This is a genomic window from Acinetobacter sp. 1294243 (assembly GCF_000588015.1).
GTDB lineage: Bacteria > Pseudomonadota > Gammaproteobacteria > Pseudomonadales > Moraxellaceae > Acinetobacter > Acinetobacter pittii.
The window spans coordinates 14,691-37,261 of record NZ_JFXG01000008.1 but is presented as its reverse complement, the minus strand read 5'-3'; the positions used below and the strand labels follow the sequence as shown (position 1 = coordinate 37,261).

Here is a 22,571-nt window from a genome sequence, read left to right as displayed (position 1 = left end):
GCTTTTTTATTTTTAAGCCGCTTGTAACTCGGCTCTTTTTGCTGCTGGAGATTGCGATAAATAACTTACCGCATCTTCAGTGCTGCCTTCTTTAACTGGATCATACCAAGGCATGAGGTAATCAATTTGTTGGGCAATCAGCCAAAATGGATTTGGTAGCACTTGGTTATCTTTGCGACTAATCTTAAACCATTCTACAGCAACCCATACTGGGAAAAATCTAGATTTAGCAGCATCAGCAAAACGTGGATCTTGTTTCATAATATGTGCAGCGCCATCTACCCATAATCCAAGCACCAGTACAATCACTGCAAGGCTTAAATAGTAGCGTGGAATATATCCACCACCCAAATGGCGATATAAATCAAAAGCAACGGTACGGTGTTCAATTTCTTCTGAACCATGCCATTTAACCAGATCAACCATTTCAGGGTCAGCGCCTAATTCTTCCCAACGCTCGTTATAGAGTGCATATTTCCCTAATACACAGGTCATATGCTCAACAGTTGCAATAACGCCTAAACGGAAAAGGTCCCATTGCCCTTGTAGAAATTGAGGGACTTCTTTGTCGAATGGTTTATCTGCTAAGGCAGTGGTAAATAGATAATTCATAATGTCCAGATTTCGCTGGATATCAATATTACGTGCGCTTAAATATTCTTTATTGGCAGAAGTATGCGCATTGGCATGCATAGCTTCTTGGCGGATAAATGCTTGCACATCCTGTTTAAGTTTTTCATCTTTAATTTGTGGTAAAACTTTATTGTACAAACGGCAAAACCAGAATTCTCCGGCAGGCAAGATGTTATTAATTTCATTAATAAAATAACTTGCGAAAGGCTGATTTGGAATCCAGTCAACAGGGGTATCTTTCCAGTCAAATTTTACTTTACGTGGAAGAATTTTATAGTCAATAGAAGAACCTAAAGCCTTGTTCTTCAAAAAAGATAACAATTTCATCATTTAGTCCTGATTTTTAACTCGATGAAGTTATAACGAGTATAAAAAAAGCCCCTACATTTGTGTTTAGCAATAGGGGCCAATTTGAAAATAAATTTAATAAGGAAATTGTATCTGTTTTGACGATTTACTCTTCAGTATCCTCATCTGATGCTTCAGGGATCGCGTCAACGTCAAATTCCGGCTCTTGATCAAGCGTAAAATGCAGGCGTCCAGCCATAACACTTGCTAGCTCTTCTAAACCTAACTTATTAAGTGAGGAGAAAAGTTGAATCGAGAAATCAAGCTTCATTTTTTTCAGTTGTTGCTTAACTTCTAATAGCACTTTGTTTGCAGGGCCACGATTAAGTTTGTCTGCTTTCGTTAAGAGAATATGAACAAAGAGATGACGTGAATAAGCCCACTCTAGCATCATCATGTCGAAATGCTGTAGAGGATGGCGAATATCCATAAGTAATACTAAGCCTTGTAAGCTTTTACGATGGATTAAATAGTTCTCTAATTCTTTTTGCCATACTCGTTTCATATCTTCAGGTACGGCTGCATAGCCATAGCCAGGAAGATCGACTAAACGTTGATCGGGGTTGCCTAGACTAAAGAAGTTAATCATCTGAGTACGGCCAGGTTTTTTAGAGGCGCGTGCTAGCTGTTTTTTGTTGGTTAGTGCATTGATAGCACTGGACTTACCGGCATTTGAGCGTCCTGCAAAAGCGATCTCGTAGCCACTATCTTCAACACAAAGTGCCAATTTAGGTGCACTCATTAGAAACTCAGCTTGGCGTAACCAGTTGAGTGATTGCACAGCATATGCCGTGATCGCTGGATCTGGTTTCTTTTCATAGCTGATCTTTTGCTTGGGTGCGAGTCTGGCTTTGGTGTCTTTCGATTTTTCACTACGACGCATAAAAAATAACTTTTTAAATGAGAGGGCTCGCGCCTAGTATAAAGGAGCTTGGGTATTCTTGCTAATTTTCAATAAGTCGACTTATCAAAATCAGTAGAGCTTAGATTTGTAAAAATGCAATAGGGGAGTTGGCAGGAGCAGATTTTGATTGCTGCAAAACTTCTCCGAGTGTGTATTGGTCTAGACTTTGATAAAAGCTTTCTAAAGCCTGATCTAAAATACCTTTTAAACCACAGTGACTGCGTAATACACAAGGTGGTGTATTACATTCAACGATTTGATTGTCGCCCTGTAATATTCGAACGATTGAACCTAAATTTGAGTTAAGTGCATCTGGATTTAAGCGAATTCCTCCGCCTTTTCCACGAATGGTAATAATCCATTCCTGCTTGCCCATGAAGTGAACAACTTTAACTAGATGGTTTTGTGAAACATGCAAATCTTTCGCGATTTCTGCAATCGTGTAGGGTGCATCACTTGGGCGTGCAACATACATTAAGAGTCGTAATGCATAATCGGTAAATTTATTAAGCTGCATGATCACCAAAAATGGAAGAGATTAAAAGGATGATCATCTTAGCCTGAAAGTCTAAATAAGAAAACTTTCAGGCAAGAGGTTTTTACATTACAGCGTTAAAGGGGCTGAAACCTGTACTTGATCACCAACTCTATAATGCTCAAGTAGAATATTAGCAACTGAAAACTCAGTATGATTTTCTTCAGGCTGCACTTCAAAGTGATACGAGTTATCTTCTTGAGCTTCAGTAAATTTAAAAGCTTTCGGTTGTTCAAGTTGTTGCTCGGGAACTTGTACTTTAACTGAAATAAAGGCATTTGCTGGGCTAGTCAGTACGTCTTCATGGTCAGTTGCTTTTAAAGTGAAGCGTTTGCCAGATTCCAAAGGATCAATTTGAGTAATTTCAAATGAACGCCAGCCAGCCCATCCACCTTTTAAGCTTTCAAGTTGTTCATATTTTTGTTTTTCAACACCAATCAAGATATCAGCCAACTGTAAGTATGCTTGTTTCCACGCTTCAATAAGCTCTGATTCGAATGGCACGTTGAGTACTTCACTAATTGAATGAAGCAAGTTGTCCCCAACAATTGCATATTGGTCTGGTTGAATATCTAAGCTCACGTGTTTAGTAGTCATGCGTTCTACCGCTTTAGCGAGCACGGTAGGGTTCTCAATATTTTCTGCATAAGCAAGTACAGCAGCTGCAAGAGCACGTGGCTGACGTAAGCTGGTTTGGTCATCTAAATTAAAAACATTTTTTAATTCGGGATTGTTATTAAGCATGCGCTTATAAAAGTATGTAGTCAGCGTAACGCCGTGTTCACGTAAAACCGGTACAGTAGATTTAACAAGTTCAATTTGTTGTGGAGTCATGGCTAGACCTTATTTATCTGGCTATATAAGATGTATTTAAAATACATCTTTAAAAAATTAATGGCAATAACTTTTTTATAAAAAACCATAAAAAAATTAGGGGATATAAAATCCCCTAAAATTAACGCAATTTTTTTAATATTTTTATTTACCAAATAAAGAGCCGAGCAAGCCCCTTACGAGTTTTTGGCCGGTACTTCCTCCTAAACTGCGTGCAGCACTTTTGGCAAAAGTTCCCACAATGTCTTGTGTGAGTTTAGCTCGTTCACGGGCTGCTCTTTCTTCCTCTTTTAATTGCTCACGTGCCAAACGTTCCTGCTCTTTAGCTTGCTGTTTTGCTAAAGTTTCTTGTTCTTTAGCTTGTTGTTTTGCAAGTTCGGCGTCTTGCTGCTGTTGTTCGCGTTCAGCAACTTTATTCTGTAGCATTTCATAGGCACTATCACGATCTACAGCTTGTTCATAAACCCCAGCAATAATACTTTGCGAGATTAAAGTCTGACGCTCTTCTGGAGTGATCGGTGTAAATGCAGAGTACGGAGGCATAACCCAACCACGTTCTACAATCTGTGGTGTACCTTGCTCATCTAGACAGCTAATGAGTGCCTCACCAACACCAAGTTGGGTAATAGCTTCATCAACTTTAAACTCGGGATTAGCACGGAAAGTGTCTGCTGCGGTTTTTACAGCTTTTTGATCTTTAGGGGTGAATGCACGTAATGCATGTTGAACGCGATTACCAAGTTGACCAAGAACGCTTTCGGGTAAATCGAGGGGGTTTTGAGTAATAAAGTAGATACCCACCCCTTTGGAGCGGATTAAACGTACCACTTGTTCAATTTTGTCTTGTAGAGCTTGGCTGGCATTATCAAATAACAAGTGAGCTTCATCAAAGAAAAACACGAGTTTAGGCTTATCCATATCACCCACTTCTGGTAGCTGTTCAAATAACTCTGAAAGCATCCATAAGAGGAAAGTGGCATATAACTTAGGTGTATTCATGAGCTTGTCAGCAGCAAGAATATTGATATAACCGTGTCCGTTTGCATCGGTTTGGATAAAATCCAGAATATTTAAAGCTGGTTCCCCAAAGAACTGTTCTCCACCTTGGTCGGCAAGAGCGAGTAAGTTGCGCTGAATGGCACCTAGGCTGGCTGGAGATAAATTACCATACTCGGCTTTAAACTCAGCTGCATGTTCACTCACAAAAGTGATCATGGCTTTTAAATCTTTAAAATCGACTAATAGTAGACCTTGGTCATCTGCAATGCGGAATACAGCAGATAACACCCCTTCTTGGGTATCATTTAAATTGAGCAGGCGAGCCAATAAAATTGGCCCAATTTCAGAAATAGTGGTTCGGATAGGATGGCCTTGCTGACCAAATAAATCCCAAAAAACAACTGGGTTCGCTGCGAATGGAACACTATCAATTTGTAAAAGTTTTAAGCGTTCATTAAATTTATCGGAAGCTTCACCAGCTTTTGCAAGACTCGAAACATCGCCTTTAGCATCGGCAAGAAATACTGGCACACCGATTCGAGAGAAACTCTCTGCTAGAACTTTTAACGTAACTGTTTTACCTGTACCTGTGGCGCCTGCAATAAGTCCATGACGGTTAGCAAACTGGGGAAGTAAAACAATTTCTTTTGATGTGTCCTTAATATTTTTAGCAATAACAATCGGTGTACCCATATATTTTTATCCTATGGTTTGAGTCACTATAATCTTGTCGTTTTACAGTTGTTTCAGTGCATTTTCGATATCTTGTATCAAATCTTGCGGATCTTCTAGTCCTATACAGAATCGAACCAATAATCCTTGTTGTAAATGTGTATTCTCAAGTTTTCTCATCATTTTTAAATCATAAAGCATAATCAGGCTAACGGGTCCACCCCAGCTAAAACCGAGCTTAAATAACTCTAATGCATCGCAGAAACGACGTACTGCTGTAATGTCATATTCAGGTTTAAAAATAACACTCACTAAGCCAGCACTTTGACCGTCTATGCAGATTTCTTGCCAATATTGATGGCCTGGTGAGGATTCATCACTTGGGTGTAGAACTTGTGCAAATTGAGGCTGGTTCTTTAGCCATTTAAGTAGATTGTGAGCATTAGCTGACTGTTGTTCATAGCGTAAAGACATATGAGCAAGGCTGCGTTGAACTTGAGCTGCATCATCTCCAGAGATTGCGATGCCCAAAATAGCATGCGTACGGAATAAGCGGTGATGAAGTTTCTCATCACGAGTTACAATGCTACCCATTAAGATGTCACCACCACCACTTGGATATTTTGTTAGTGCGTGAACGGTTAAATCGACAGATAGATGTTCATCAGAAAAATTGAAAGCATTAAACGCAAGCCCAGCTCCCCAAGTATTATCTAGAGCTGTCAATACACCATGCTTTTTAGCTTTCTTGACTAAATTTTTAAGATCAGGGAATTCTAAAGTAACCGAACCTGCAGCTTCTAACCATAATAGTTTACTTTTTTCGGTGGGTTGAAAACTTGCAGCGTCAATGGGGTTATATACTTTAACAATAATGCCATATTGACTTTGTAGATAAGTTAAATGTTCTAGATTTGGCCCGTAAATATTGTCTGGAACCCATACTTCATCATTAGTGCTTAAAAATGCTGAGTTCACAATATTAATTGCGGATAGGCCACTTGGTGCAAGCAAACAATGCAAACCACCTTCAATTTGCGCAATATTGTCGCCTAAGGTGAATGTAGTAGGGGTGCCATGTGTTCCATAGCTATAGTCATACTTATCCGTCCAGTGACGATCAAAAAGGTGCGAAGTTGATTTGAAAATAATAGTTGATGCGCGAAATAAGGGAGGTTGCACTGTTTCAATGAATTGCGGAGCCTTTCTTGGGGCATGAATGAGACGAGTCTGGAAATCGTTATGCTTTTTCATAGTGCGTTATGTTTTAAATGATAAAGTTAGATTAAGAGAAATTTAAATTCTTCGCTAGATTTATAAAGTTTTGTAAGACGTTTCGTTACAGTAGACCTATAAAACAAAAACTTGGCTTTATTTTTGCAAAGACCACTACAACATTCTAACAACAATAGGTTTAAGCGCATGAAGTCGCATTTAAGAGTTCATTATTTTCAACATATCGCGGGTGAGGGTTTTGGGAGTTGTTATTCATTTTTAAAAGCTCACCACGCGACTATTAGTTCTACGGAGTTTTTTGCACTTCCGGTTGATCGGTCACTTGAAATAGAAGCTTTACCACAAATTGATGAGGTTGACTTATTATTAGTCATGGGTGGCACCATGAGTGTAAATGATGAGGCGAATTATCCATGGCTTAAGATAGAGAAAAGATGGTTGCGTCGTTATTTAGCAGCAGGAAAGCCTGCTATAGGTCTCTGTTTGGGTGGGCAGCTAATTGCTAATGCACTAGGCGCTGCAGTCAGTCGAAACCGCTATCAGGAACTTGGCTGGTCGACAGTTCAAAGGGTAGCAAATTTACCTCAAGACAGCTTTCCATTGCCTGAAAAGATAAAGGTGATGCAGTGGCATAGCGAGACATTTGAAATACCCAAAGGTGCTATACACTTAGCCGAGAATATAGCTTGTCGTAATCAGATGTATCAAATTGGAAAAAATGTGCTTGGTTTTCAATTTCATCCAGAAATGACGCCAGCAACGTTAGAACTCTTGCTTGAAAATGAAGAAGAGCTATCTATTTTTAATGGGGAATATGTTCAGCCTGTGAGTGAACTGCAATATTCAGAAGCACAAAAATTTGAACAAGGTAATCAACTCTTAAATAAAGCGATTGAATTTGTCATAAATGCCTAGAGTGAGTTGAGAATACTAGGTTAAAGTGCGTTTTGAACAAAAAATAGAAAAAGAGAATTGCATAAGACTTAAACAATCGTTATAATGGGCGACCCTCAAAAGGAGGGGCATTTACTGCGAAGAAAGTAGTAAATGTGCATTACAGTCGTGGCATCGATCATGACCTTAGTGATTTTCACTGCCTTTGACACTTACCAATAGGTGAGATGCGTCAAGGGTGATTCTTTATATGTTTGGCTTGGAGTTTACTGGTATGTCTAACCAGAGAATTCGTATCCGTTTGAAGTCTTTTGATCATCGTCTGATTGATCAATCTGCTCAAGAGATCGTAGAAACCGCTAAGCGTACTGGCGCACAAGTTTGTGGTCCAATTCCGATGCCTACTCGCATCGAACGCTTCAACGTTCTTACTTCACCGCACGTTAACAAAGATGCGCGTGACCAGTACGAAATCCGCACCTACAAACGTTTGATCGATATCGTTCAACCTACAGATAAAACTGTTGATGCATTGATGAAATTAGATCTTGCGGCTGGGGTTGATGTTCAGATCGCTTTGGGTTAAGGCTTTCGGTTGATTAACTTCTAAGTTAATTAGGCCGCTTTTTTAGAGGTTTATGCACATGGCTATTGGTTTAGTCGGTCGCAAATGTGGTATGACTCGCATCTTTACAGATGCAGGTGTTTCTGTACCTGTTACAGTCATCGAAGTCGATCCAAACCGCATTACGCAAATCAAAACACTTGAAACTGATGGTTATCAAGCTGTTCAAGTAACTACTGGTGAACGTCGCGAATCTCGCGTAACTAACGCTCAGAAAGGTCACTTCGCGAAAGCTGGTGTTGCTGCTGGTCGTTTAGTTAAAGAGTTCCGTGTTACTGAAGCTGAGCTTGAAGGCCGTGAAGTTGGCGGTACTATTGGCGTTGATTTGTTCACAGTTGGTCAAGTAGTTGACGTAACTGGTCAATCAAAAGGTAAAGGTTTCCAAGGTGGTGTTAAACGTTGGAACTTCCGTACCCAAGACGCTACTCACGGTAACTCAGTTTCTCACCGTGTATTAGGTTCTACAGGTCAAAACCAGACTCCTGGGCGCGTGTTCAAAGGCAAGAAAATGGCTGGTCACTTAGGTGATGAACGCGTAACAGTACAAGGTCTTGAAATCGTATCTATTGACGCTGAACGTTCTGTTTTAGTTGTTAAAGGTGCAATTCCTGGTGCAACTGGCGGTGACGTGATTGTACGTCCTACCATCAAGGCCTGAGGGGAAATACCGTGAATTTGAAAACTGTTTCCGGCTCTGCTGTTGAATTGTCTGAAGTTGCTTTCGGACGTGAATTTAACGAAGCTCTTGTACACCAAGTTGTTACTGCTTACTTAGCAGGTGGTCGTCAAGGTACTCGTGCTCAAAAATCACGTGCAGACGTTTCTGGCGGTGGTAAAAAGCCATTCCGTCAAAAAGGTACTGGTCGTGCTCGTGCGGGTTCTATTCGTAGCCCTATCTGGGTTGGCGGTGGTAAAACTTTTGCTGCTCGTCCACAAGATTGGTCTCAAAAAGTAAACCGTAAGATGTACCGCGGTGCAATGCAATGTATCTTAGCTGAACTTGTTCGCCAAGATCGTCTTGTATTAGTTGAAGAGTTTGCAGTTGCAGCTCCAAAAACTAAAGAATTGCTTGCAAAGCTTAACGACTTAAATGCTGCTCGTGCATTAATCGTTACTGACGCTGTAGATGAGAACTTATATCTTGCAGCACGCAACCTTCCGCATGTAGATGTGGTAGATGCAACTGCAATCGATCCTGTAAGCTTGATCGCGTTTGATAAAGTTGTGATGTCTGTAGCTGCTGCTAAGAAAATTGAGGTAGAACTCGGATGAACAACGAACGTATCTATCAAGTCCTAAAAGGACCAGTCTTCTCAGAAAAGGCACAAGTATTAGGTGATACTGTTGGTGTTCAAGTATTTAAAGTAGACATCAATGCTACTAAACTTGAAATCAAAAAAGCAGTTGAAAAACTTTTTGGTGTAGAAGTTGTTAAAGTTAACACAACTATTACTAAAGGTAAGACTAAGCGCTTTGGTCGTACATTGGGACGCCGTTCTGATGTTAAAAAAGCATACGTCACCCTGAAAGCTGGCCAAGATGTTGAAATGGCTGACTTGGGCGATACCGCTGAAAGCGCAGCGGAATAAGGACGAAAATTATGCCGATTCAAAAATGTAAGCCAACGTCTCCAGGACGTCGCTTTGTAGAGAAAGTGGTTCATGACCATCTTCACAAAGGCGCTCCTTACGCACCGTTGGTTGAAGCTAAAAAACGTACTGGTGGTCGTAATAACAACGGTCACATTACTACTCGTCACGTTGGTGGTGGTCATAAACAACACTACCGTATCGTTGACTTCAAACGTAACAAAGACAGCATCCCAGCTGTTGTAGAGCGTATTGAATACGATCCAAACCGTACAGCACATATTGCTTTGTTGAAATATGCTGATGGTGAGCGTCGTTATATCATCGCACCTAAAGGCTTACGTGCTGGCGATAAAGTACAATCTGGTAACGATGCTCCAATTCGTCCAGGTAACTGCTTGCCACTTCGTAATATGCCGATCGGTTCTACACTTCATAACGTTGAACTTAAAATTGGTAAGGGTGCGCAATTAGCGCGTTCTGCTGGTGCTTCTGTTCAGTTGTTGGGTCGTGATGGTTCTTACGCAATTATTCGTCTTCGTTCAGGCGAAATGCGTAAAGTACATGTTGAATGCCGCGCTGTAATTGGTGAAGTTTCTAACCAAGAAAACAACCTTCGTTCATTGGGTAAAGCTGGTGCTTCGCGCTGGCGTGGTGTTCGTCCTACCGTACGTGGTATGGCGATGAACCCGATTGATCACCCGCACGGTGGTGGTGAAGGGCGTAACAAAGGTATTCAACCTGTAAGCCCATGGGGTCAAAAAGCTAAAGGGTACAAGACACGTACCAATAAGCGTACGACTAAGATGATTATTCGCGACCGTCGCGTCAAGTAAAGGAATCTGACTAATGCCTCGTTCTCTGAAAAAAGGCCCATTCGTCGATGCGCACTTGTTCGCTAAGGTTGAAGCGGCTGTTGCTAGTAACTCTCGCAAGCCGATTAAAACTTGGTCTCGTCGTTCGATGATCCTTCCAGATTTTGTTGGTTTAACAATTTCTGTTCATAATGGTCGTAACCACGTTCCAGTAATTGTTACTGAGCATATGGTTGGTCATAAACTCGGTGAATTCGCGCCAACTCGTACCTATCGTGGTCACGGTGTTGACAAGAAATCTAAACGTTAATAGGTGTCATGATGGAAGTAACTGCTAAATTACGCGGTGCCGCTATCTCGGCACAGAAAGCACGTTTGGTTGCAGATCTTATTCGCGGCAAATCTGTTGCGCATGCTTTAAATATCTTAAACTTCAGCAATAAAAAAGCTGCTGTTTTAGTAAAAAAAGCATTGGAATCTGCGATTGCAAACGCTGAACACAATAACAGTTTAGATGTTGACGATCTTAAAGTATCTACGATTTACGTTGACGAAGGCATGAGCCTTAAACGTATTATGCCACGTGCTAAAGGCCGTGCAGATCGTATTACTAAGCGTACTTGTCACATCACCGTTAAGGTAGGGGTTTGATATGGGTCAGAAGGTTCATCCAATCGGTATCCGCCTAGGTGTTGTGAAACGTCATAACGCTAACTGGTATGCGAATCCGAAACAATACGCTGAATACTTGCTTAAAGATCTTCAAGTTCGTGAGTTTTTAACTAAAAAACTTAAGAATGCGATGGTAAGCAACATTCTTATCGAACGTCCATCAGGCGCTGCTAAAGTAACTATTAGCACAGCTCGTCCTGGTATCGTAATCGGTAAAAAAGGCGAAGATATTGAGAAATTACAGCGCGAACTTACCAGCATTATGGGTGTTCCAGCGCAAGTAAGTATCAACGAAATTGATCGCCCAGACTTAGATGCGCGTTTAGTTGCTGAAGCAATCGCTTCTCAATTAGAAAAGCGTGTAATGTTCCGTCGTGCTATGAAGCGTGCGGTTCAAAACACTATGCGTGCTGGTGCTAAAGGTATCAAAGTTGAAGTGTCTGGCCGTTTAGGTGGTGCAGAGATTGCTCGTACAGAATGGTATCGTGAAGGTCGTGTACCTTTACATACGCTACGTGCAGACATTGACTATGCAACTATGCGTGCAGAAACAACTTACGGTACGATTGGTGTTAAAGTTTGGATTTTCCGCGGCGAGATTTTAGGTGGCATGAAACAAGTCATGAACCCTGCTCCTGCTGAAGATCGTCCAGCTAAACGTGGTCGTGGTCGTGGTGAAGGTCAAGAGCGTCGTGGTCGTCGCGGTGACCGTGCTGCTGACAAGGGAGAATAATCCATGTTGCAACCTAAACGTACCAAATTCCGTAAGGTGCACAAAGGCCGTAATACTGGTCTAGCGCATCGTGGTAGTACAGTATCATTTGGTTCGATTGCAATCAAAGCAACTGAACGTGGTCGTATGACTGCTCGTCAGATTGAAGCTGCACGTCGTACTATTAGCCGCCGTATTAAGCGTGGTGGTAAAATCTTTATTCGCGTATTCCCGGATAAACCAATTACTCAAAAGCCTCTTGAAGTGCGTATGGGTAAAGGTAAGGGTAGCGTGGAGTACTGGGTTTGCCAGATCCAACCAGGTAAGATCCTGTACGAAATTGAAGGTGTGAACGAAGAATTGGCGCGTGAAGCATTTGCTTTAGCTGCTGCTAAACTTCCGTTTAAAACCACTATCGTGACTCGGACGGTAATGTAATGAAAACTAAAGATCTACGTGAAAAATCGGTAGAAGAGTTGAAAGCTTTGCTTGATGAGCAACAGCTTAATCAATTCCGTCTTCGTATGGCGAAAGCAACTGGTCAGTTGGGTAAATCGCATGAAGTGCAAGTTGCTCGTAAGACAATTGCTCGTATTAAGACACTCCTTACCGAAAAACAGGGGAACGGACAATGAGTGAAAAAACAGTCCGCACGTTAACCGGCAAAGTAGTAAGCGACAAAATGGACAAGTCTATTGTTGTTCTTATCGAACGCCGCGTTCAACACCCGTTGTATGGCAAATCAATTCGCCGTTCAACTAAGTTACACGCTCATGATGAGAACAATGTTGCTAAACTTGGCGATGTTGTGACCATTAAAGAAAGCCGCCCAATTTCTAAAACTAAAGCTTGGACTTTAGTGGAAGTAGTTGAAGCAGCTGCTGAGTAATTCGACGTTCTTGTTGCATCATCGGTCAATTTCGAGTACTCTTTGAGCCTTTCGAAATTGTGACCGGTGATGCTCGGTTTTGGAGTAGGGCAATGATTCAAACCGAAACTATGCTCGACGTAGCAGACAACAGTGGTGCTCGCCGCGTACAATGTATTAAAGTACTTGGTGGTTCACATCGTCGTTATGCTTCTGTTGGCGACATTATTAAAGTTACTGTAAAAGAAGCAATCCCACGCGCACGTGTTAAAAAAGGTGACGTGATGAATGCGGTTGTAGTTCGTACTAAATTCGGCATTCGTCGTCCAGATGGTTCTGTGATCCGTTTTGATGATAATGCTGCAGTTATCCTGAACAACAACAAAGCTCCGATTGCTACTCGTATCTTCGGACCAGTGACTCGTGAACTTCGTACTGAACAGTTCATGAAAATCATTTCATTGGCTCCTGAAGTTCTATAAGAGGCAATCATGGCTAAGATTAAAAAAGGCGATCAAGTTATCGTGATCGCAGGTAAAGAAAAAGGCAAACAGGGTACTGTATTGTCTGTTTCTGAAGACCGCGTTAAGGTTGAAGGCCTTAACTTAGTGAAGAAGCATCAAAAGCCGAATCGTGTAACTGGCGCTGAAGGCGGTATCGTTACTCAAGAAGCTTCGCTTCATATTTCAAACGTGGCAATTTTAAATGCTACAACCCAGAAGGCTGACCGTGTTGGTTACCAAGTGATTGATGGCGTGAAAACTCGCGTTTATAAATCAAATGGTGAATCAGTGGCGGTAGCGAAGTAATAGGTTGAAAAGGCAATGGCCAGACTTAAAGCACGTTACAACGAAGAACTTAAAGCGAAGTTACAAGAAGAACTTAGCATTAAGAACGTGATGGAAATTCCACGCATCACAAAAATTACCCTAAACATGGGTGTAGGCGCAGCTGCAACTGATAAGAAATTATTAGATGGCGCTGTAGTCGACATGCAATTAATTGCTGGTCAAAAACCAGTAATTACACTTGCTCGTAAATCTATCGCTGGTTTCAAAATCCGTGATGGTTGGCCGATTGGTTGTAAAGTTACTTTACGTGGCGACCAAATGTACGAATTCTTGGACCGTTTGATCTCAATCGCAATCCCTCGTATCCGTGACTTCCGTGGTTTCTCTTCGAAATCATTTGATGGTCGTGGTAACTACTCAATGGGTTTGAAAGAGCAAATCGTTTTCCCTGAAATCGATTTCGATAAGATTGATCGTATTCGTGGTATGGATATTACTATTACTACGACTGCTCGCACCGATGACGAAGGCCGTGCGCTTATGCGTGCATTCGGCTTCCCGTTCAAATAAGAGGTCGATATGGCTAAGAAAGGTATGATTAATCGCGAATTGAAACGCGAAAAAACAGTTGCTAAATACGCTGCAAAACGTGCTGAATTAAAAGCTACGATTGCAAACGTAAATGCAAGTGAAGAAGAGCGTTTCGAAGCGATGTTAAAGTTACAAGCATTGCCACGTAATGCATCTCCGGTACGTCTTCGTAACCGTTGTGGTTTAACTGGTCGTCCTCATGGTTACTTCCGTAAGTTCGGTTTAAGCCGTAACAAATTACGTGACACAGTAATGCAGGGTGATGTACCAGGCGTTGTTAAGGCAAGCTGGTAAGGAGCGACTAAATGAGTATGCAAGATACCGTTGCCGACATGCTAACACGTGTTCGTAACGCACAAATGGCTAAGAAACAAACTGTTTCTATGCCTTCTTCTAAGTTGAAAGTTGCAATTGCAAACGTACTTCAACAAGAAGGTTATATTTCAAATGTAGAAGTTGCTCAAGAAGAGACAAAATCTACTTTGACAATTACTTTAAAATATTTCGAAGGCAAACCAGTTATCGAAATGGTTAAACGCGTAAGCCGTCCAGGTCTTCGCCAATACCGTGGTAAAGATAAACTTCCAAGCGTTAAGCAAGGTTTAGGTATTGCAATTGTTTCTACAAGCAAAGGCATCATGACTGATCGCGCTGCACGTGCTGCGGGCGTTGGTGGTGAAGTTATTGCTTTTGTTTCTTAATAGGTGATTCCTCATGTCTCGTGTGGCTAAAGCCCCAGTAACTGTACCTAATGGTGTAGCAGTTACTCAGAACGGCCGGCAGGTCGAAGTGAAAGGCAGCAAAGGTACATTGTCTTTCAACCTGCATGCGCTGGTCGAGCTAAAACAGGAAGAAGGTAAACTTCAACTTGCTCCAGTTAAAGAATCGAAAGATGCTTGGATGCAAGCTGGTACTGCTCGCGCTGTATTGAATAACCTTGTAAAAGGGGTTAGTGAAGGCTTCGAACGTAAGTTGCAGCTAGTTGGTGTTGGTTATAAAGCTGCGGTTAAAGGTACTGTTGTAAACCTTAACCTTGGTTTTTCACACCCAATTGACTACGCTTTACCTGAAGGTGTAACAGCGGAAACTCCAACTGCTACTGAAATCATTTTGAAATCAGCAAACAAGCAGTTGTTAGGTCAAGTAGCGGCAGAAATCCGTGCATATCGTTCTCCTGAACCATATAAAGGTAAAGGTGTTCGTTATTCGGATGAAGTCATTCTTCGTAAAGAAGCTAAGAAGAAATAAGGCGCGAGGTTCTTATGAACGAAAAGAAACAATCCCGTTTGCGTCGTGCGAAAAGCACACGCTTGCACATTCGTGCATTGGGTGCGACTCGTTTGTGTGTAAACCGCACTCCGCGTCACATCTATGCTCAAGTTATTTCAGCAGATGGTGGCAAAGTTTTAGCACAAGCTTCAACTTTGGATGCATCTTTACGTAGCGGTACTACAGGTAATGTAGACGCGGCTACTAAAGTAGGCGCTTTAATCGCAGAGCGTGCGAAAGCAGCTGGTGTAACTAAAGTTGCATTTGACCGTTCTGGTTTTAAATATCATGGTCGTATCAAAGCCTTGGCTGATGCTGCTCGTGAAAACGGCTTGGAGTTCTAATCATGGCTAAAGTTGAACAAAACGAAGGTCTTGTTGAAAAGCTGGTTGCCGTTGATCGTGTAGCCAAAGTTGTTAAGGGTGGTCGTATCTTCTCTTTCACAGCATTAACTGTGGTGGGTGATGGTAATGGTCGTGTTGGTTTTGGTCGTGGTAAAGCTCGTGAAGTTCCAGCTGCTATTTCTAAAGCACTTGAAGCTGCACGTCGCAACATGATTACTGTAGACCTTGCAGGTACTACTTTACAACACCCTGTGAATGCTCGTCATGGTGCAAGCCGTGTATATATGCAACCTGCTTCTGAAGGTACTGGCGTAATCGCTGGTGGCGCTATGCGTGCCGTTCTAGAAGCTGCAGGTGTACATAACGTACTTGCTAAATGTTATGGTTCTACTAATGCTGCAAACGTAGTAAACGCAACTTTCAAAGGTTTGCGTGATATGACTTCTCCTGAGAAAGTCGCTGCGAAACGTGGTAAATCAGTAGAAGAAATTCAAGGGTAATCAATCATGAAAACGATTAAAGTTACCCAGACTAAATCTTCTTCACATCGCTTGAAAAATCACAAGCTTTGCTTACAAGGTTTAGGTCTGCGTCGTATTGGTCATACTGTAGAAGTGCAAGATACGCCTTCTAACCGCGGTATGATCAACAAAGTCTACTATATGGTTAGTGTAGAGGAATAAGCCATGACTCTGCGTTTAAATGAACTTGCGCCTGCAGAAGGTGCAAAACGTGAACACCGTCGTTTAGGCCGTGGTATCGGTTCTGGCGTTGGTAAGACTGGTGGCCGTGGTGTCAAAGGTCAAAAATCACGTAAAAGTGGTGGCGTTCGTCCAGGCTTTGAAGGCGGTCAAACTGCGATTTATCGTCGTTTACCTAAATTCGGTTTCACTAGCCAAATCGCTTTAAAAACTGCTGAAGTACGTTTATCTGAGTTAAGCAAAGTTGAAGGCGACATCGTTAGCCTAGAAACTTTGAAAGCTGCGAATGTTGTTCGTCGTGACCAAATTCGTGCTCGTATCGTACTTTCTGGTGAAATCACTCGTGCATTCACTGTTCAAGGTGTTGCATTGACTAAAGGCGCTAAAGCTGCGATTGAAGCAGCTGGCGGTAAAGTCGAGGAGTAATCTCGAGTGTCTATGTCTCCTAGTTCTTCAGGTCATGTCAACATGATGAAAGGTCAGCCATTTCATGTGAAATACCGTGAAATTATTCGCCGGATGAGTTTTCTAATCGGTGCATTGCTGGTCTTTCGACTAGGAGCGCATATTCCAGTACCAGGCATTAATAATGCTGCGTTAGAAAATTTATTTCATGCGAACCAAGGAACTATTCTTGGGCTATTCAATATGTTTTCTGGCGGTGCTTTAGAGCGAATGTCTATTCTTGCTTTAGGGATTATGCCGTACATTTCTGCGTCAATTATTGTGCAGTTAATGTCTACTGTAATTCCATCACTTGAAGCCTTGAAAAAGGAAGGTGAGCAAGGTAAGCGTAAAATTAATCAGTATACACGTCAGGGCACATTGTTGCTTGCAGTGGTTCAAGCAGTTGGTATGTGCGCAGGTTTGATTGGTCAGGGTATTACTCTGTCAGTTGGTCTTGCGTTTTACATCCCAGCAGTAACTTCACTTGTCGCTGGAACTATGTTCTTAATGTGGCTAGGTGAGCAAATCACTGAAAGAGGTATTGGTAACGGTATCTCAATGATTATTTTTGCAGGTATTGTCGCTGGTTTGCCTAAACTAATTATGCAATCAGTTTCTTCTGTAGATAATGGTCAGACAAGTTTAATTGGTCTTGTAATCTTTGGTCTTTTGTCTTTAGGTGTATTGGCAGCTATTGTGTTTATTGAAAAAGCACAACGTCGCATTCCAGTAAACTATGCGCAAAAGCAACAAGGGCGTCGTATATTTACAGCACAGCAGACGCATTTGCCATTAAAAATTAATATGGCGGGTGTTATTCCTGCGATTTTTGCAAGTTCTTTACTTTTGTTCCCGGCAAGTCTTGGTCAATGGGTGGGAAGTGCAGATCCAAATGCTGGTTTTATTAAAAGCAGCTTACAAGATTTAGCTTTAGTATTGTCGCCTGGACAGCCTTTGTATTTGGTGCTCTTTGGTGCGTTAATTATCTTTTTCTGTTACTTTTATACGGCTTTAGTATTTAGCCCTAAGGAAGTATCAGAAAATCTAAAACGCAGCGGAGCTTATGTGCCTGGTATTCGCCCAGGTGAGCAAACTGCTCGTTACTTAGATCATATTCTTAATCGTTTGACGTTTATTGGTGCGATTTATATTACGGTCATTTGTTTAATGCCAATGATTCTACAAAGCTCTTTTGGGATTCCATTCTATTTGGGTGGTACCTCATTATTGATCGTAGTTGTCGTGGTTATGGACTTTATGGCTCAGCTACAAGCGCATTTAACATCTCATCAATATGACAATCAAACATTAATGAGAAAAACGACTGCTCATCCTAAGGGATAAGCGCACTTAGAGGTTTCATCATGAAAGTACAAGCTTCTGTAAAGAAAATTTGTGGTAGCTGTAAAGTTATCCGTCGTAATGGGGTTATTCGCGTAATTTGTAGCGCAGAACCTCGTCATAAGCAGCGTCAAGGTTAATCTAATCAAGACCTGTTGATTTCAGTAGGCGAATTGGGTTAATATCCGCCCCTCAAGATTTTTGTGGGGCGGTTGATTATCTCTACTGCCTTTTTGGAGAAAGTGAATGGCTCGTATTGCCGGTGTAAACATTCCGGATAACAAGCATGCTGTTATCTCCCTCACTTACATCTTTGGTATCGGTCGCCACACTGCTAAGAATATCTTAGCTACAGTTGGTATTACTGAAACTACTAAGATCCGTGAGTTGGACGATGCTCAGCTTGATGCGATTCGTGCAGAAGTTGCTAAGGTTCCTACCGAAGGTGACTTACGTCGCGAAATTTCCATGAACATTAAACGTTTAATGGATTTGGGTTGCTACCGCGGCCTTCGCCATCGTCGCAGCTTGCCTGTCCGTGGTCAACGCACCAAAACTAACGCACGTACCCGTAAAGGTCCGCGCAAACCGATTAAAAAGTAAGATTTCTGGAAGCTAAAAGATGGCTAAAGATACTCGCACACGCAAGAAGGTCACTCGTACCGTCTCTGAAGGTGTTGCACACATTCACGCGTCTTTTAATAACACCATTGTTACGATTACTGATCGTCAAGGTAATGCATTGGCTTGGGCCACCTCAGGGGGACAAGGCTTCCGTGGTTCACGTAAATCAACTCCGTTTGCTGCTCAGGTAGCTGCTGAAGTTGCTGGTAAAGCAGCTTTAGATTACGGTTTGAAAAATCTGGACGTCCTTGTAAAAGGTCCTGGTCCAGGTCGTGAGTCTGCGGTTCGTGCATTAGGCGCAGTGGGTTATAAGATTAACAGCATTACCGATGTGACTCCAATTCCTCACAACGGTTGCCGTCCACCTAAAAAACGTCGCGTGTAAGGAGAAACATTCATGGCTCGTTATATTGGTCCAAAATGCAAACTCTCTCGCCGCGAAGGGACAGACCTGCAACTTAAATCTGGCGTTAAACCATTTGACGTCAAAACTAAAAAAGCTAACAAAGCACCTGGTCAACATGGTCAGGCACGCGGTGGTAAGCAATCTGAGTATTCACTACAATTACGTGAAAAACAAAAAGTCCGTCGTATTTACGGTGTGTTAGAACGTCAATTTAGTAACTACTATAAAGAAGCAGCTCGTGTTAAAGGCGCAACAGGTGAGAACTTGTTGAAATTGCTTGAAAGCCGTCTTGATAACGTTGTTTATCGCATGGGTTTTGGTTCTACACGTGCAGAAGCTCGTCAGTTAGTAAGTCACCGTAGCATTACTTTGAATGGTCGTCGTGTAAACATCGCATCTATTCAAGTTAAAGCTGGTGATGTAATTGCGGTTCACGAAGGTGCTAAACAACAATTGCGTATTAAAAACGCGATTGAGTTAGCTGCACAACGTGGTATTCCAGCTTGGATCGAAGTTGATCATTCTAAGCTTGAAGGTACGTTTAAAGCTGCACCAGATCGTTCTGATTTACCTGCTGAAATCAACGAAAGCTTGATTGTAGAATTGTATTCTAAATAATCCTTGAGGTAGCAATAATGACGCGTACTGCAAACGAGTTTCTAACTCCGCAAGCGATCAAGGTCGAAGCGGTAAGCGGGACCTCGGCAAAAGTGATTCTAGAACCTTTAGAGCGTGGTTTTGGCCACACTCTAGGTAATGCTTTACGTCGCATTCTATTGTCTTCTTTACCTGGCGCTGCTGTGGTTGAAGTAGAAATAGAAGGTGTCGAGCACGAGTACAGTACTTTAGAAGGCTTGCAGCAGGACATCGTCGAGCTCTTGCTGAACCTAAAAGGATTGTCTATTAAGCTGTTCGATCAAAATGAAGCATATTTAACATTAGAAAAACAAGGTCCTGGCGATATTACTGCTGCTGACCTTCGTTTACCTCATAATGTTGAAGTGGTTAACCCAGAACATTTAATCGGTACTTTAAGTGCTTCAGGCTCATTAAAAATGCGCTTGAAAGTTGCTCAAGGTCGTGGTTATGAAACATCTGATTCTCGTTTCCCCGAAGGTGAAACACGTCCTGTTGGTCGTTTGCAATTAGATGCTTCTTATAGCCCAATTAAACGTGTTTCTTACACCGTTGAAAATGCGCGTGTAGAACAACGTACTGATTTAGATAAACTGGTAATCGACCTTGAAACAAATGGAACGGTTGATCCTGAAGAAGCTATCCGTAAAGCGGCAACAATCTTGCAACAACAAATTGCAATTTTTGTTGATCTTCAGAAAGACCAAACTCCAGTTGCTCAAGAGCCTCGTGAAGAAGTTGACCCAATCTTGCTTCGCCCAGTAGATGATCTAGAGCTTACTGTTCGTTCTGCTAACTGTTTGAAAGCAGAAAATATTTACTACATTGGTGATCTTGTTCAACGTACTGAAGTTGAGTTATTAAAAACTCCTAACCTTGGTAAAAAATCGTTAACAGAGATCAAAGATGTTTTGGCATCGAAAGGCTTACAACTCGGTATGCGTCTTGAAAACTGGCCACCAGCTAGTCTTCGTATGGACGACCGTTTTGCCTATCGTAGCCGTTAATTAAGTAGGACTATCACCATGCGTCATCGTAATAGTGGTGTGAAATTAGGCCGTACAAGCAGCCATCGTAAAGCGATGTTCCAAAACTTGGCTAATTCTTTATTTGAACACGAGTTGATCAAAACAACTGTGCCTAAAGCTAAAGAATTACGTCGTGTTGCTGAGCCTTTAATCACTCTAGCAAAAAACGATACTGTAGCAAATCGTCGTTTAGCATTTGCTCGTACTCGTAATGCTGCAACTGTTGGTAAATTATTTACCGTACTCGGCCCTCGTTACAAAGAACGTAACGGCGGTTATCTACGTGTTCTTAAAGCGGGCTTCCGTGCTGGTGATGCAGCACCGATGGCTTACGTTGAGCTTGTAGATCGTGAAGTAAACACTTCAGCTGAATAATTGATTTTATTCAAAAAAGACCGGTTTTATACCGGTCTTTTTTATTTCTAGTCACAAAATAAATTATAAAAATGTCCTCAAGTGACATAAAAAAGCAGATAAACGGTCAAACTTGACATTGTGTATTGTCAAAATTGTGTTTTAATAAACTTAGATTCTCAACAATGGGTATAAAAATAAAATGGAAAAGCAAGTTGATATTTTAATCATTGGCGCAGGTATTTCAGGAATCGGAATCGCTGCCCATTTGTCAAAAAATTCACCACAACGACAATTCGAGATTTTAGAACGTCGTGAGTCTTTTGGTGGAACGTGGGATCTTTTCCGTTATCCTGGTATCCGTTCAGATTCAGATATGTCTACTTTTGGTTTCAACTTTAAACCATGGTGTAAAGCGAATGTATTAGCTGATGGTGCTTCTATTAAAGGATATTTAGGTGAAGTAATTAGTGAATTTAAATTAAAAGAAAAAATTCATTTTGGTCATCGCGTACTTTCTGCTAATTATGATTCGGCTTCAAAAAAATGGCAGGTTGTAGTCGAAGATAGCAATAAAAAACAGCAGACTTGGATTGCTAACTTTGTTGTCGGTTGTACAGGTTACTATAATTATGATCAGGGTTATGCGCCTTCTTTCCCAAATCAAGAAGCATTTAAAGGGCAACTCATTCACCCACAGCATTGGCCTGAAAACTTAGATTACACAGGTAAAAAGGTGGTTATTATTGGTAGTGGTGCAACAGCGATTACTTTAGTACCAGCAATGGCTAAAGGTGGGGCAGGTCATGTGACCATGTTGCAGCGTTCACCAACTTATATTGCTAGCGTTCCTTCTATCGATTTTATCTATGAAAAAACGCGTAAATTTATGTCTGAAGAGGCAGCTTATAAATTTACTCGAGCTCGCAACATTGGTATGCAGCGCGCTATTTATGCGCTGTCTCAGAAACATCCTAAAACTGTACGTCGTTTACTTTTAAAAGCAATTGAAGTGCAGCTTAAAGGTAAGGTTGATATGAAGCATTTTACACCTTCATACAATCCTTGGGATCAGCGTTTATGTGTAGTGCCAGATGGGGACTTGTTTAAGATTTTACGTGAAGGCAAAGCGAGCGTAGAAACTGATCAAATCGAGAAATTTACTGAAAAAGGTATTTTACTTAAATCTGGCAAACATCTTGATGCTGATATCGTTGTTTCTGCAACAGGACTACAAGTTCAGATTATGGGCGGAGTTCAGGCGACTCTTGATGGGAAACCAATCAACTCATCTGAACATATGCTTTATAACGGCATAATGCTAAGTGATGTACCGAATATGGCTATGATTATTGGCTATGTAAATGCCTCATGGACACTCAAAGTAGATATCGCTGCCGAATATATTTGTCGCTTATTAAACTATATGGACAAAAATAGTTATGATGAAGTGATTCCATCGGGCGATAAGACTGTGATGGAAGAAGACACTGTAATGGGTAAACTATCTTCAGGTTATATTAATCGTGCAGCACATGAACTTCCTAAACAAGGTAAGCGTGCTCCATGGCAGGTGACTAATAACTATTTAGAAGATAGAAAGTCTTTGAAAAATGCAAAATTTGAAGATGGCATTCTTCATTTTCATAAGCGTTCTGAAGCGAATGAGCGTAAACCAAAATTAGTATCTTAAGTCCTGTTAA

Annotated in this window: 36 protein-coding genes and 1 pseudogene; 30 read left to right on the top strand and 7 right to left on the bottom strand. The window is 41.5% G+C overall.

Going from position 1 to position 22,571, the window contains the following annotated elements; all coding sequences use genetic code 11:
* Positions 1 to 12: 12 nt before the first annotated feature.
* The 7 genes from J655_RS15255 to J655_RS15230 form a co-directional block, all read right to left on the bottom strand.
* A complete protein-coding gene (locus tag J655_RS15255; RefSeq protein WP_080973545.1) occupies positions 13 to 963 on the bottom strand; it encodes a metal-dependent hydrolase in 951 nt (316 codons plus the stop codon).
* Positions 964 to 1,087: 124 nt separating this feature from the next.
* Positions 1,088 to 1,864, bottom strand: coding sequence for a ribosome biogenesis GTP-binding protein YihA/YsxC (gene yihA / locus J655_RS15250; protein ID WP_002116788.1), 777 nt, complete (start codon positions 1,862 to 1,864; stop codon positions 1,088 to 1,090).
* 100 nt (positions 1,865 to 1,964) lie between these two features.
* Positions 1,965 to 2,402 (bottom strand): RrF2 family transcriptional regulator, encoded by a 438-nt coding sequence (locus tag J655_RS15245; protein WP_002116968.1) that lies wholly within the window; start codon positions 2,400 to 2,402, stop codon positions 1,965 to 1,967.
* 87 nt (positions 2,403 to 2,489) lie between these two features.
* The gene (locus tag J655_RS15240) at positions 2,490 to 3,254 is read right to left on the bottom strand and encodes a globin domain-containing protein (RefSeq protein ID WP_032052624.1); all 765 of its coding nucleotides are present in this window, start codon (positions 3,252 to 3,254) and stop codon (positions 2,490 to 2,492) included.
* A gap of 2 nt (positions 3,255 to 3,256) precedes the next feature.
* Entirely contained in the window at positions 3,257 to 3,409 is a 153-nt protein-coding gene (locus J655_RS25165) for a hypothetical protein (protein ID WP_014207750.1), read from the bottom strand.
* On the bottom strand, positions 3,399 to 4,946 hold the full coding sequence (locus J655_RS15235) for a helicase HerA-like domain-containing protein (protein ID WP_032052623.1): 1,548 nt from the start codon (positions 4,944 to 4,946) through the stop codon (positions 3,399 to 3,401). Before J655_RS15235 ends, J655_RS25165 begins: the two co-directional genes overlap by 11 nt.
* A 42-nt stretch (positions 4,947 to 4,988) precedes the next feature.
* Complete coding sequence (locus J655_RS15230) at positions 4,989 to 6,179, bottom strand: PLP-dependent transferase (RefSeq protein ID WP_032052622.1); 1,191 nt, start codon at positions 6,177 to 6,179, stop codon at positions 4,989 to 4,991.
* A gap of 168 nt (positions 6,180 to 6,347) precedes the next feature.
* Here J655_RS15230 and J655_RS15225 point away from each other — a divergent pair, with 168 nt between their 5' ends.
* The 30 genes and pseudogenes from J655_RS15225 to J655_RS15080 all read left to right on the top strand — a co-directional run bounded on the left by J655_RS15225 (position 6,348) and on the right by J655_RS15080 (position 22,561).
* Positions 6,348 to 7,076, top strand: coding sequence for a type 1 glutamine amidotransferase (locus tag J655_RS15225; protein WP_002116949.1), 729 nt, complete (start codon positions 6,348 to 6,350; stop codon positions 7,074 to 7,076).
* 253 nt (positions 7,077 to 7,329) lie between these two features.
* Positions 7,330 to 7,641 (top strand): 30S ribosomal protein S10, encoded by a 312-nt coding sequence (rpsJ, locus tag J655_RS15220; protein WP_000070912.1) that lies wholly within the window; start codon positions 7,330 to 7,332, stop codon positions 7,639 to 7,641.
* A gap of 58 nt (positions 7,642 to 7,699) precedes the next feature.
* Entirely contained in the window at positions 7,700 to 8,338 is a 639-nt protein-coding gene (rplC, locus tag J655_RS15215) for a 50S ribosomal protein L3 (RefSeq protein ID WP_002117051.1), read from the top strand.
* Between the two features lie 11 nt (positions 8,339 to 8,349).
* Positions 8,350 to 8,952, top strand: coding sequence for a 50S ribosomal protein L4 (rplD, locus tag J655_RS15210; RefSeq protein ID WP_002049755.1), 603 nt, complete (start codon positions 8,350 to 8,352; stop codon positions 8,950 to 8,952).
* Positions 8,949 to 9,269 carry a 50S ribosomal protein L23 gene (gene rplW, locus J655_RS15205; RefSeq protein ID WP_002049693.1) on the top strand — a complete coding sequence of 107 codons (321 nt, stop codon included), beginning with the start codon at positions 8,949 to 8,951 and terminating at the stop codon, positions 9,267 to 9,269. Before rplD ends, rplW begins: the two co-directional genes overlap by 4 nt.
* An 11-nt stretch (positions 9,270 to 9,280) precedes the next feature.
* Complete coding sequence (gene rplB / locus J655_RS15200; RefSeq protein WP_002049686.1) at positions 9,281 to 10,105, top strand: 50S ribosomal protein L2; 825 nt, start codon at positions 9,281 to 9,283, stop codon at positions 10,103 to 10,105.
* 13 nt (positions 10,106 to 10,118) lie between these two features.
* A complete protein-coding gene (gene rpsS / locus J655_RS15195; RefSeq protein WP_001138119.1) occupies positions 10,119 to 10,394 on the top strand; it encodes a 30S ribosomal protein S19 in 276 nt (91 codons plus the stop codon).
* An 11-nt stretch (positions 10,395 to 10,405) separates the two neighbouring features.
* The gene (gene rplV, locus J655_RS15190) at positions 10,406 to 10,735 is read left to right on the top strand and encodes a 50S ribosomal protein L22 (protein ID WP_001982638.1); all 330 of its coding nucleotides are present in this window, start codon (positions 10,406 to 10,408) and stop codon (positions 10,733 to 10,735) included.
* Between the two features lies 1 nt (position 10,736).
* A pseudogene (gene rpsC, locus J655_RS15185) lies at positions 10,737 to 11,553 on the top strand (30S ribosomal protein S3).
* Positions 11,493 to 11,906 carry a 50S ribosomal protein L16 gene (rplP, locus tag J655_RS15180; protein ID WP_002049688.1) on the top strand — a complete coding sequence of 138 codons (414 nt, stop codon included), beginning with the start codon at positions 11,493 to 11,495 and terminating at the stop codon, positions 11,904 to 11,906. The pseudogene rpsC and the gene rplP overlap by 61 nt, the downstream one beginning before the upstream one ends.
* Entirely contained in the window at positions 11,906 to 12,103 is a 198-nt protein-coding gene (gene rpmC, locus J655_RS15175) for a 50S ribosomal protein L29 (protein WP_000849928.1), read from the top strand. The genes rplP and rpmC overlap by 1 nt, the downstream gene beginning before the upstream one ends.
* Complete coding sequence (rpsQ, locus tag J655_RS15170) at positions 12,100 to 12,357, top strand: 30S ribosomal protein S17 (RefSeq protein WP_002116661.1); 258 nt, start codon at positions 12,100 to 12,102, stop codon at positions 12,355 to 12,357. The genes rpmC and rpsQ overlap by 4 nt, the downstream gene beginning before the upstream one ends.
* Positions 12,358 to 12,449: 92 nt before the next feature.
* A complete protein-coding gene (gene rplN, locus J655_RS15165; protein ID WP_001982634.1) occupies positions 12,450 to 12,818 on the top strand; it encodes a 50S ribosomal protein L14 in 369 nt (122 codons plus the stop codon).
* A gap of 9 nt (positions 12,819 to 12,827) precedes the next feature.
* Positions 12,828 to 13,145 carry a 50S ribosomal protein L24 gene (gene rplX, locus J655_RS15160; protein ID WP_002116820.1) on the top strand — a complete coding sequence of 106 codons (318 nt, stop codon included), beginning with the start codon at positions 12,828 to 12,830 and terminating at the stop codon, positions 13,143 to 13,145.
* Positions 13,146 to 13,160: 15 nt separating this feature from the next.
* Positions 13,161 to 13,697 (top strand): 50S ribosomal protein L5, encoded by a 537-nt coding sequence (rplE, locus tag J655_RS15155; RefSeq protein WP_002116961.1) that lies wholly within the window; start codon positions 13,161 to 13,163, stop codon positions 13,695 to 13,697.
* A gap of 9 nt (positions 13,698 to 13,706) precedes the next feature.
* Positions 13,707 to 14,012, top strand: coding sequence for a 30S ribosomal protein S14 (gene rpsN / locus J655_RS15150; protein WP_002049689.1), 306 nt, complete (start codon positions 13,707 to 13,709; stop codon positions 14,010 to 14,012).
* Between the two features lie 11 nt (positions 14,013 to 14,023).
* Entirely contained in the window at positions 14,024 to 14,419 is a 396-nt protein-coding gene (gene rpsH / locus J655_RS15145; RefSeq protein ID WP_002049732.1) for a 30S ribosomal protein S8, read from the top strand.
* A 13-nt stretch (positions 14,420 to 14,432) separates the two neighbouring features.
* Entirely contained in the window at positions 14,433 to 14,966 is a 534-nt protein-coding gene (gene rplF, locus J655_RS15140) for a 50S ribosomal protein L6 (RefSeq protein WP_002116801.1), read from the top strand.
* A gap of 14 nt (positions 14,967 to 14,980) precedes the next feature.
* Entirely contained in the window at positions 14,981 to 15,331 is a 351-nt protein-coding gene (rplR, locus tag J655_RS15135) for a 50S ribosomal protein L18 (RefSeq protein ID WP_002049741.1), read from the top strand.
* A 2-nt stretch (positions 15,332 to 15,333) separates the two neighbouring features.
* Positions 15,334 to 15,831: a 30S ribosomal protein S5 gene (gene rpsE, locus J655_RS15130; protein WP_001141025.1), complete on the top strand. Its 498-nt coding sequence runs from the start codon at positions 15,334 to 15,336 to the stop codon at positions 15,829 to 15,831.
* Positions 15,832 to 15,837: 6 nt separating this feature from the next.
* A complete protein-coding gene (gene rpmD, locus J655_RS15125; RefSeq protein ID WP_000849088.1) occupies positions 15,838 to 16,014 on the top strand; it encodes a 50S ribosomal protein L30 in 177 nt (58 codons plus the stop codon).
* Between the two features lie 3 nt (positions 16,015 to 16,017).
* Complete coding sequence (gene rplO / locus J655_RS15120) at positions 16,018 to 16,458, top strand: 50S ribosomal protein L15 (RefSeq protein ID WP_002116985.1); 441 nt, start codon at positions 16,018 to 16,020, stop codon at positions 16,456 to 16,458.
* 45 nt (positions 16,459 to 16,503) lie between these two features.
* Entirely contained in the window at positions 16,504 to 17,823 is a 1,320-nt protein-coding gene (gene secY, locus J655_RS15115; RefSeq protein WP_014207743.1) for a preprotein translocase subunit SecY, read from the top strand.
* 20 nt (positions 17,824 to 17,843) lie between these two features.
* On the top strand, positions 17,844 to 17,960 hold the full coding sequence (gene rpmJ / locus J655_RS15110; RefSeq protein ID WP_000867907.1) for a 50S ribosomal protein L36: 117 nt from the start codon (positions 17,844 to 17,846) through the stop codon (positions 17,958 to 17,960).
* 106 nt (positions 17,961 to 18,066) lie between these two features.
* Positions 18,067 to 18,423 carry a 30S ribosomal protein S13 gene (gene rpsM / locus J655_RS15105; RefSeq protein WP_000090816.1) on the top strand — a complete coding sequence of 119 codons (357 nt, stop codon included), beginning with the start codon at positions 18,067 to 18,069 and terminating at the stop codon, positions 18,421 to 18,423.
* 19 nt (positions 18,424 to 18,442) lie between these two features.
* On the top strand, positions 18,443 to 18,829 hold the full coding sequence (gene rpsK, locus J655_RS15100) for a 30S ribosomal protein S11 (RefSeq protein ID WP_001040166.1): 387 nt from the start codon (positions 18,443 to 18,445) through the stop codon (positions 18,827 to 18,829).
* A gap of 12 nt (positions 18,830 to 18,841) precedes the next feature.
* Complete coding sequence (rpsD, locus tag J655_RS15095) at positions 18,842 to 19,468, top strand: 30S ribosomal protein S4 (protein ID WP_000135204.1); 627 nt, start codon at positions 18,842 to 18,844, stop codon at positions 19,466 to 19,468.
* A gap of 17 nt (positions 19,469 to 19,485) precedes the next feature.
* On the top strand, positions 19,486 to 20,493 hold the full coding sequence (locus J655_RS15090; RefSeq protein ID WP_002116730.1) for a DNA-directed RNA polymerase subunit alpha: 1,008 nt from the start codon (positions 19,486 to 19,488) through the stop codon (positions 20,491 to 20,493).
* A gap of 18 nt (positions 20,494 to 20,511) precedes the next feature.
* Complete coding sequence (rplQ, locus tag J655_RS15085) at positions 20,512 to 20,889, top strand: 50S ribosomal protein L17 (protein ID WP_002049717.1); 378 nt, start codon at positions 20,512 to 20,514, stop codon at positions 20,887 to 20,889.
* A 181-nt stretch (positions 20,890 to 21,070) separates the two neighbouring features.
* Positions 21,071 to 22,561: a flavin-containing monooxygenase gene (locus J655_RS15080; protein WP_032006489.1), complete on the top strand. Its 1,491-nt coding sequence runs from the start codon at positions 21,071 to 21,073 to the stop codon at positions 22,559 to 22,561.
* Positions 22,562 to 22,571: the final 10 nt, after the last annotated feature.

Excerpts from the sequence above, each read along its gene's own strand:
- J655_RS15255 (WP_080973545.1), bottom strand. The coding sequence starts at position 963 with ATGATGAAATTGTTATCTTTTTTGAAGAACAAGGCTTTAGGTTCTTCT.
- yihA (WP_002116788.1), bottom strand. The coding sequence starts at position 1,864 with ATGCGTCGTAGTGAAAAATCGAAAGACACCAAAGCCAGACTCGCACCC.
- J655_RS15245 (WP_002116968.1), bottom strand. The coding sequence starts at position 2,402 with ATGCAGCTTAATAAATTTACCGATTATGCATTACGACTCTTAATGTAT.
- J655_RS15240 (WP_032052624.1), bottom strand. The coding sequence starts at position 3,254 with ATGACTCCACAACAAATTGAACTTGTTAAATCTACTGTACCGGTTTTA.
- J655_RS15235 (WP_032052623.1), bottom strand. The coding sequence starts at position 4,946 with ATGGGTACACCGATTGTTATTGCTAAAAATATTAAGGACACATCAAAA.
- J655_RS15230 (WP_032052622.1), bottom strand. The coding sequence starts at position 6,179 with ATGAAAAAGCATAACGATTTCCAGACTCGTCTCATTCATGCCCCAAGA.
- J655_RS15225 (WP_002116949.1), top strand. The coding sequence starts at position 6,348 with ATGAAGTCGCATTTAAGAGTTCATTATTTTCAACATATCGCGGGTGAG.
- rpsJ (WP_000070912.1), top strand. The coding sequence starts at position 7,330 with ATGTCTAACCAGAGAATTCGTATCCGTTTGAAGTCTTTTGATCATCGT.
- rplC (WP_002117051.1), top strand. The coding sequence starts at position 7,700 with ATGGCTATTGGTTTAGTCGGTCGCAAATGTGGTATGACTCGCATCTTT.
- rplW (WP_002049693.1), top strand. The coding sequence starts at position 8,949 with ATGAACAACGAACGTATCTATCAAGTCCTAAAAGGACCAGTCTTCTCA.
- rplB (WP_002049686.1), top strand. The coding sequence starts at position 9,281 with ATGCCGATTCAAAAATGTAAGCCAACGTCTCCAGGACGTCGCTTTGTA.
- rpsS (WP_001138119.1), top strand. The coding sequence starts at position 10,119 with ATGCCTCGTTCTCTGAAAAAAGGCCCATTCGTCGATGCGCACTTGTTC.
- rplV (WP_001982638.1), top strand. The coding sequence starts at position 10,406 with ATGGAAGTAACTGCTAAATTACGCGGTGCCGCTATCTCGGCACAGAAA.
- rplP (WP_002049688.1), top strand. The coding sequence starts at position 11,493 with ATGTTGCAACCTAAACGTACCAAATTCCGTAAGGTGCACAAAGGCCGT.
- rpmC (WP_000849928.1), top strand. The coding sequence starts at position 11,906 with ATGAAAACTAAAGATCTACGTGAAAAATCGGTAGAAGAGTTGAAAGCT.
- rpsQ (WP_002116661.1), top strand. The coding sequence starts at position 12,100 with ATGAGTGAAAAAACAGTCCGCACGTTAACCGGCAAAGTAGTAAGCGAC.
- rplN (WP_001982634.1), top strand. The coding sequence starts at position 12,450 with ATGATTCAAACCGAAACTATGCTCGACGTAGCAGACAACAGTGGTGCT.
- rplX (WP_002116820.1), top strand. The coding sequence starts at position 12,828 with ATGGCTAAGATTAAAAAAGGCGATCAAGTTATCGTGATCGCAGGTAAA.
- rplE (WP_002116961.1), top strand. The coding sequence starts at position 13,161 with ATGGCCAGACTTAAAGCACGTTACAACGAAGAACTTAAAGCGAAGTTA.
- rpsN (WP_002049689.1), top strand. The coding sequence starts at position 13,707 with ATGGCTAAGAAAGGTATGATTAATCGCGAATTGAAACGCGAAAAAACA.
- rpsH (WP_002049732.1), top strand. The coding sequence starts at position 14,024 with ATGAGTATGCAAGATACCGTTGCCGACATGCTAACACGTGTTCGTAAC.
- rplF (WP_002116801.1), top strand. The coding sequence starts at position 14,433 with ATGTCTCGTGTGGCTAAAGCCCCAGTAACTGTACCTAATGGTGTAGCA.
- rplR (WP_002049741.1), top strand. The coding sequence starts at position 14,981 with ATGAACGAAAAGAAACAATCCCGTTTGCGTCGTGCGAAAAGCACACGC.
- rpsE (WP_001141025.1), top strand. The coding sequence starts at position 15,334 with ATGGCTAAAGTTGAACAAAACGAAGGTCTTGTTGAAAAGCTGGTTGCC.
- rpmD (WP_000849088.1), top strand. The coding sequence starts at position 15,838 with ATGAAAACGATTAAAGTTACCCAGACTAAATCTTCTTCACATCGCTTG.
- rplO (WP_002116985.1), top strand. The coding sequence starts at position 16,018 with ATGACTCTGCGTTTAAATGAACTTGCGCCTGCAGAAGGTGCAAAACGT.
- secY (WP_014207743.1), top strand. The coding sequence starts at position 16,504 with ATGAAAGGTCAGCCATTTCATGTGAAATACCGTGAAATTATTCGCCGG.
- rpmJ (WP_000867907.1), top strand. The coding sequence starts at position 17,844 with ATGAAAGTACAAGCTTCTGTAAAGAAAATTTGTGGTAGCTGTAAAGTT.
- rpsM (WP_000090816.1), top strand. The coding sequence starts at position 18,067 with ATGGCTCGTATTGCCGGTGTAAACATTCCGGATAACAAGCATGCTGTT.
- rpsK (WP_001040166.1), top strand. The coding sequence starts at position 18,443 with ATGGCTAAAGATACTCGCACACGCAAGAAGGTCACTCGTACCGTCTCT.
- rpsD (WP_000135204.1), top strand. The coding sequence starts at position 18,842 with ATGGCTCGTTATATTGGTCCAAAATGCAAACTCTCTCGCCGCGAAGGG.
- J655_RS15090 (WP_002116730.1), top strand. The coding sequence starts at position 19,486 with ATGACGCGTACTGCAAACGAGTTTCTAACTCCGCAAGCGATCAAGGTC.
- rplQ (WP_002049717.1), top strand. The coding sequence starts at position 20,512 with ATGCGTCATCGTAATAGTGGTGTGAAATTAGGCCGTACAAGCAGCCAT.
- J655_RS15080 (WP_032006489.1), top strand. The coding sequence starts at position 21,071 with ATGGAAAAGCAAGTTGATATTTTAATCATTGGCGCAGGTATTTCAGGA.